This is a genomic window from Mesotoga sp. HF07.pep.5.2.highcov, from assembly GCF_003666285.1.
GTDB lineage: Bacteria > Thermotogota > Thermotogae > Petrotogales > Kosmotogaceae > Mesotoga > Mesotoga prima.
The window spans coordinates 1-6,650 of the sequence record NZ_JFHJ01000135.1; the positions used below are offsets into that span (position 1 = coordinate 1).

The 6,650-nt window shown below is 44.9% G+C and carries 6 protein-coding genes; 1 reads left to right on the forward strand and 5 read right to left on the reverse strand.

The window, feature by feature from the left end; translation table 11 throughout:
- Positions 1-735, forward strand: a 735-nt coding sequence (locus tag BG32_RS02080; RefSeq protein ID WP_121526327.1) for a tRNA-dihydrouridine synthase, incomplete at its 5' end; no start/stop codon positions are given.
- Between the two features lie 456 nt (positions 736-1,191).
- Here the strand turns inward: BG32_RS02080 and BG32_RS02085 are convergent.
- From BG32_RS02085 to BG32_RS02105, 5 genes are all read right to left on the reverse strand, one after another.
- Positions 1,192-1,896, reverse strand: coding sequence for an ABC transporter ATP-binding protein (locus BG32_RS02085; protein WP_006492602.1), 705 nt, complete (start codon positions 1,894-1,896; stop codon positions 1,192-1,194).
- Positions 1,889-2,662, reverse strand: a complete 774-nt coding sequence (locus BG32_RS02090; RefSeq protein WP_039882888.1) for an ABC transporter ATP-binding protein — start codon at positions 2,660-2,662, stop codon at positions 1,889-1,891. The genes BG32_RS02085 and BG32_RS02090 overlap by 8 nt, the downstream gene beginning before the upstream one ends.
- Positions 2,649-3,695: a branched-chain amino acid ABC transporter permease gene (locus tag BG32_RS02095; RefSeq protein ID WP_039882889.1), complete on the reverse strand. Its 1,047-nt coding sequence runs from the start codon at positions 3,693-3,695 to the stop codon at positions 2,649-2,651. The genes BG32_RS02090 and BG32_RS02095 overlap by 14 nt, the downstream gene beginning before the upstream one ends.
- 5 nt (positions 3,696-3,700) lie before the next feature.
- Entirely contained in the window at positions 3,701-4,588 is an 888-nt protein-coding gene (locus BG32_RS02100; RefSeq protein ID WP_006492605.1) for a branched-chain amino acid ABC transporter permease, read from the reverse strand.
- Between the two features lie 101 nt (positions 4,589-4,689).
- Positions 4,690-5,817, reverse strand: a complete 1,128-nt coding sequence (locus BG32_RS02105) for an ABC transporter substrate-binding protein (protein WP_006492606.1) — start codon at positions 5,815-5,817, stop codon at positions 4,690-4,692.
- Positions 5,818-6,650 lie beyond the last annotated feature (833 nt).

Genomic DNA, 6,650 nt, shown 5'->3' on the forward strand with positions numbered 1-6,650 from the left:
GCTAAGGCAGCGATGAGGCTTTCGGAAGTCGCAACCTGGATAGATATAAACGCAGGGTGCCCGGTAAAGAAGGTTACACGAAAAGGCGCCGGAAGCGCCCTATTAAGAACGCCCGAGAAAATTGCGGAAATGATCACCGCTCTAAAGAACAGCATAGATGTGCCGGTTTCTGTGAAGATAAGATTAGGAAATGACGCTACTGATACTGAAAAGATAATCTATCAGATTATTGAAGCTAAACCTGATGCGGTTTTTGTTCATGGCAGAACAGTTTTACAGGGGTACTCTGGAAAAGCTAACTGGGATGAAATTGAAAGAATAACGAAACTGCTTCATTCAGAAGGCATACTATCTTTTGGATCGGGTGATATGTTTAATCCTGAGGCAATTGCTTACGCTTTGGAAAACTATTTCATCGATGGTGTACTAGTTGCCAGAGGGGCGATTGGTAGCCCCTGGATCTTCAAACAGGCGAAAGACCTCATCAAGTTTGGTTCATATGAGGAGCTTGCTCCTCACGAAAGACTTGCTCTCTTTCTTAGACACTTCAGAAGACTTTCCGAGGCGGTGGGTGAAGACCAGGCAGTTAGAGATCTCCGGAAATCTTTTGCGGGTTACACGAGAAACATCAGGCATGCCGCGAGTCTTAGAACCGAATACATGAAGTGTAACTCTTTTTGCGAAGTAAAGAAGCTATTCGAAGATCTCATTCCAGATTACAAGACTTCGGTATAACGAACCCTTGCTGAAGAAGCGCGAATACGAACTACATTTCTGAGCCCTCTATACTCTTTTGCTCTCCCCGCAACTTAGTCAAAGAGATGGATAGAGCTACATGTCCTAGATATTTCAGGCTTATCTTCAGAAGAAGTAACCAAGGGCACTTACTTACCATCTCATGCATAGCCACTTGCTTGAAAAGGCCAAATTCAGGCGACCGCTATGTATCGCAGTCAGCGGGAACCTTGGTTGTGAAAAGTCATCGAGGAAGCACATCGATATAAAGGGCTGCTTGGGGGTTACCATGTCGTTTTATACTTTATGATGATTTTCTAGAGAAAAGTTATTTGAATGACGGGTGTTCCAAGAATACTTATGGATATGAAATTTCACCATTGTTAGCACGCGGTGATTTCTTGGATCATCCTATAGATCAGGCTGTGAAAGCAGCATATGGTTCATATCTAAAAACTATCCTCCAAGATACGATTTTTTCACCAGGTCGTCGCTAAGCAAGTCTTCTCCTTTTCCCTGAAGAACTATTCGCCCTGTTTCAAGTACATAAGCATAGTCGGCCAGTTTCAGCGCAGCGAGAGCATTCTGCTCTATCAATAGAATCGTCTTACCCTCCTCATGAACCTTTCGAATAACCCTGAACACTTCACCCACAATTACTGGAGCAAGTCCTAATGATGGTTCGTCCAGCATAAGAAGATCAGGTCTAGACATTAGTGCTCTGCCTATTGCAAGCATCTGCTGCTCTCCACCTGAGAGAGTTCCGCCCTTTTGGTCTTTTCTCTCTCTCAATCTTGGAAACAGGGTATTAACCCAGTCAAGATCCTTCTCGATTTCTTCTGAGTCTCTTCTCAGGAATGCCCCTAGCATAAGATTTTCAGTTACTGTAAGGTTAGGAAAGATTCTTCTACCCTCAGGAACCAGAGTCATCCCAGCCTTCACGATATCATTTGTTGACTTGTTTGTGATGTTCTTCGATTTGAAAAGTATCTCTCCATCCTTCACTTTTTTAAGACCACATACGCTTCTAAGAGTTGTCGATTTTCCGGCTCCGTTTGCCCCAATAAGCGCAACTATCTTCCCTTCTTCAACGCTGAAGGAGATTCCCTTCAGAGCATGTATACCACCGTAAAAGACATTCAATTTTTCCACCTTAAGCATACAAATCACCCGTTCCAAGGTAGGCAGTTATTACATCGGGATTGTTCTGAATCTCCTCTGGAAGACCCTCTGCAATTGTAACACCGTGATCTAGAACAATGATGCGCTCGCATATCGTCATAACCAAACTCATGTCGTGTTCAATCAGCAGTATCGTCAACTGGAACTCCTTCCGAATTTTAAGGATTAGTGCCCCCAGAGCAAGTGTCTCTTCTGGGTTCATCCCTGCAGCAGGCTCGTCCAGCAACAACACTTTTGGTTGAGTTGCCAGAGCCCTTGCAATCTCGAGTTTTCTCTGCAGCCCGTAAGGAAGCGATCCAGCCTGATCTCTCTCATACTTCTCCAGACCAAGTGTCTTGAGCAAGGATCTAGCCTTTTCGTGCATCGCCAGTTCTTCTCTCTTATATTCCGGGAATCCGAAGACCGCAGAGAAAACCGAGGATCTCAGTCGCAAGTGGCAAGCCGTAAGAACATTTTCCAAGACTGTTAGCTCTCCGAAAAGCCGGATGTTTTGAAATGTTCTTACGATACCCGCTGCGGCGATTCTGTCTGTCTTCAAACCCGTTATGTCTTTGCCTTCAAAAAGGATTTTTCCTTCGCTTAGATAATACGTATTCGTAATAAGATTGAACACAGTTGTTTTTCCTGCTCCATTAGGCCCTATGAGTCCTACCAGCTCTCCTTCTTGAAGATCAAGATTGAAATCCGAAACTGCAGTAAGTCCGCCGAATCTCTTAGTTACTTGCTCAAGTTTAAGCAGACTCATTTGCATTCCTCCCCTTAGATCTGAAAATCCATGTCCATGAGAACTCTTTGTGACCAAAAAGGCCTCTCCTGAAGAAGATCACTGTAATAACGAGGATAAGCGCAAAGATTAGCATCCTCATGCCGGGGATACCGGGTATAGTGAAACCAAAGATCGTCATAGGCGATTCCACGAACCTGAGCAGTTCCATCAAGAAGGCAACCGAAATGCCCATAACGACACTTCCAGTTATGCTTCCCAGCCCTCCAAGAAGGACAATCATGACAATTTGAAAGGTTAAAGCGATGTTGAATGAATTCGGATCGATTGTCATGAGTAGACTACCAAGCAGGCCACCACCAATGCCGGCGAAGAAGGCTCCTATTACAAATGCCAGGGTTTTGTGTTTGAAAAGATTGACTCCCATAGCTTCAGCCGCAACTTCGTCCTCTCTTATTGACTTCAACGCACGTCCATAGCTGCTGTCTACTAGTTTCTTTATGAAGAAGACGGTGAACAATGCCCAGCCCCAGCTCCAGTAGAGGTTTGTATATGTGGGAAGTCCTTTCAATCCAAGAGGCCCATTGGTGATACTTTGAAGGTTGTTGAGTATCACGCGAATTATCTCCGCGAATCCGTAAGTTACTATAGCGAGATAGTCTCCCCCTACCCGAAGACAAGGGGCTCCGACAGCAAACCCCGCAATTGCAGCAACAGTACCCCCTATGAGTAACGCGAAGAAGAAGGGAATCTCTATTTCGCTTAGTGGCCATATTATGGGTTGAATAAAAAAATTCATCGCTTTGAGAGAAGGAGACATGTACAGCAAAGCCGATGCGTATGCACCAAGCGCCATAAAACCAGCGTGACCTAAAGAAAACTGACCAGTGAAACCGTTTATCAGATTGAGACTGACTCCAAGTATAACGTAGATGGCAGCAACATTCAGAATTCTCTTGATAAATGCGTCAATATAATTCTCGGCTAGCCAGAGCAACAAGATGAAAACAAGAAGTCCAATAATGGTTATGACCAACTTCAGTTTGCGATCCATTACACTCACCTACTTGTCTTCTCGCCGAATAGACCTGTTGGCTTTACTAGAAGAATCACGACTAGAAGAACGAAGATTAATGCGTCTCTATAACCCGCGGCCTCAGGGAAAAAAGCGACCAGCATGATCGTAACCATACCAAGCATGAATCCACCGACCAGAGCTCCCACAATACTTCCAATTCCTCCGATTATAGCCGCAGTAAAGGCTCTCCAGCCAGGAAAAACTCCCATAAAAGGCCATATTTGTGGATATCTGAGCGCCCAGAGAATTGCACTTAGCGCTGCGAGTGCTGAGCCTATAGCAAATGTGAATGCAATAGTCCTGTTAACGTTTATTCCCATCAGTTTTGCCGTATCGAAGTCGACAGAAAGGGCGCGCATCGCCAATCCCATTTTCGTGCGCTTAACCAGAAAGGTGAGCAAAAGGAGTACGACTATTGAAACCACAATAGTGGTTATTGTTATCGCCTGAATTCTGACCCCTCCTACGACAAATGTCCTGGTCAGCGATGGGGGTACATAAAATGATTTCTGCCTTCCACCGAAAACAACCGTCGCTATGTTCTGGAGAAGGAAGGACATGCCAATTGCTGCACAGAGCGAAGAAATTCTTGGCGCGTCTCTCAGAGGTCTATATGCAACACGCTCGATACCAACTCCAAGTAATATAGTTACTACGATTCCGAACAAAACTGCTAGCCACCATGGCATCATAAAGAGAGTGAATCCGTAGTAGACAAAGAAAGTAGCCATCATAAAGACATCGCCATGAGCAAAGTTCACAAGTTTGACTACTCCGTAGACGAGAGTATAGCCTATTGCAATCAGCCCGAATATGAAACCCAACGAAATTCCGTTAACAAGGTGCTGCAAAAAAACGCTAGAGCTCATCCTGCCACCACCTTCATCTTAGCTATCGTTCTTAATAAGGACGCAGGCGTTGGCCTGCGTCCGGCACCTAAGATTCTGCGGATAGATGCCCTTTGTCTTATTTATTCGGCAGGTTTCACAACACTTACAAACTTGAAAACTCCGTTCTCCACTTTTCTGACAATCGCATCCTTAATGGCATCTCCGTTTTCGTCAATTGTTATGTATCCTGTAACCCCTTCGAAAGCTACGGTTTCACTCAAAGCGTTCTTAATGTCCTCAGGAACGGCTGAGCCAGCCCTTTTAATCGCGTCTACAGCCAGCATAAACGCATCGTACCCCAATGCCGAAAATGCGCTCGGTTCGACGCCATACTTTGCCTTGAATGCCTCTATGAATTCCGCTGCTTTCGGAGTTGGGGCTACCGACACATCGAAGTGAGTGCTGAAGTAGCTGCCTTCAACGGCGGCACCACCGACCTGCAAAAACTCAGGAACTTCCCATGTATCTCCGCCAAGGAACTGAGATTCAATTCCAAGTTCGCGTGCTTGCTTAATGATTAATGCTGCCTCTCCATACGAAGCAGCAGGGATGAATATTACATCGGGATTCTTTCCCTGAGCATATGCAAGCTGAGCGGTGAAGTCTTGGTCCCCCGTCTGATAAGAAATGACACCGCTTATCGACTTGTTATCCCCGGTAAGTGCCTTGAATGAATTCTGGAAGTAATGTGAAAGACCTACCGAATAGTCTGAAGCGATATCTTGAATAATCACGGCTGTCTTTGCTCCGAGCTCATTAACAGCGAATTTAGCCATCACGCTTCCCTGGAATGGGTCGATGAAGCAAACTCTAAAAGCATAGGGTTTTCCCAATGTAACCAGCGGGTTGGTAGGCGAGCATCCGATCATCGGTACTCCTGCAGCATTTGCAACTTCACTGCCAGGTATGGCTACAGCACTTCCATAGCTGCCGATTATTACCGATGCTTTGTTGAATTGGATCAATCTGGAGACGGCGTTTGAAGCTTCCACCTTTTCACTCTTGTTGTCGACGAGAACCAACTCAATCGGTCGGCCAAGAACCTCTGTCACTTGTTCAGCTGCGAGATTAATACCTTCCATGGTAAGCTGACCACCGGCCGCGTAGGGCCCGGTCATTGGTTCAAAGACTCCAATAACGATCGGTTCAACTGCAAACAGTATAAATCCCATTAGCAGAACAGAAGCTAGAACCAGAATCCTTTTCACTTCCCTCACCTCCACAATTGTGATTATTCACAACCGAAGTGACCTCAGAATGAGCAAAAATACTCGGAGCACAGCTTTGACTTTACCGAAAGCACCGAGACAACTGTGCAGAATGAGAACATCAAACGGGTGAAAATCATAACTGCAGCACTGGACTTCATGAACAACTGAGACCCAATAACCGCTCAGGAACGCGAAAAGTCTTGTGGTACTCATTAAGATTGAAAGACAACAAAACAACGCATTACTCAAAATGATAATACCATGTGAAACAACAACAACCTCTTCTCAAAAAACGCCTTCATGAGGAGATTAGAGCAAAGAAAGCTGATAATCGCTTTCTATCTATCTGGAGACCAAAGACGGGCGGTCAAAGATCACTAACGTTTTTGCTATTGATCGAGTAAGATGGAGAGTTGAGAGAGTGCGTTTAGTAACTTCTTTTGCAGATTGTTGACATATGATGTCAAGGGGATTCGACAGGAGTTTGTTTGAAAACTCATCTGTTTTCAAAATCGTCCGTGACTCGTCAGATCATTTCAATGGGAAGTGTTTCTTGTAGGACCTAGCCGTTCAGTACGCTATAAGAAGTATCAATCAATTCAAGAGCCGCCATCAACAACATTTGTCCATAAACAGGTGGCTGTCTGTTTTATGAAACAATACGATCAACTTACAATAACAATGTGGAGTCATAAATGAAAGGAGGGAATTTGATTGGAATCAGAAACTATGATTGCAATAGTTAAGGAAAGACCCGCGCCGGGATTGACTCTAAAAAGAGTTCCTGTTCCAAGGAAGCTCGGTCCTCATGATGTACTGGTGAAAGTGAA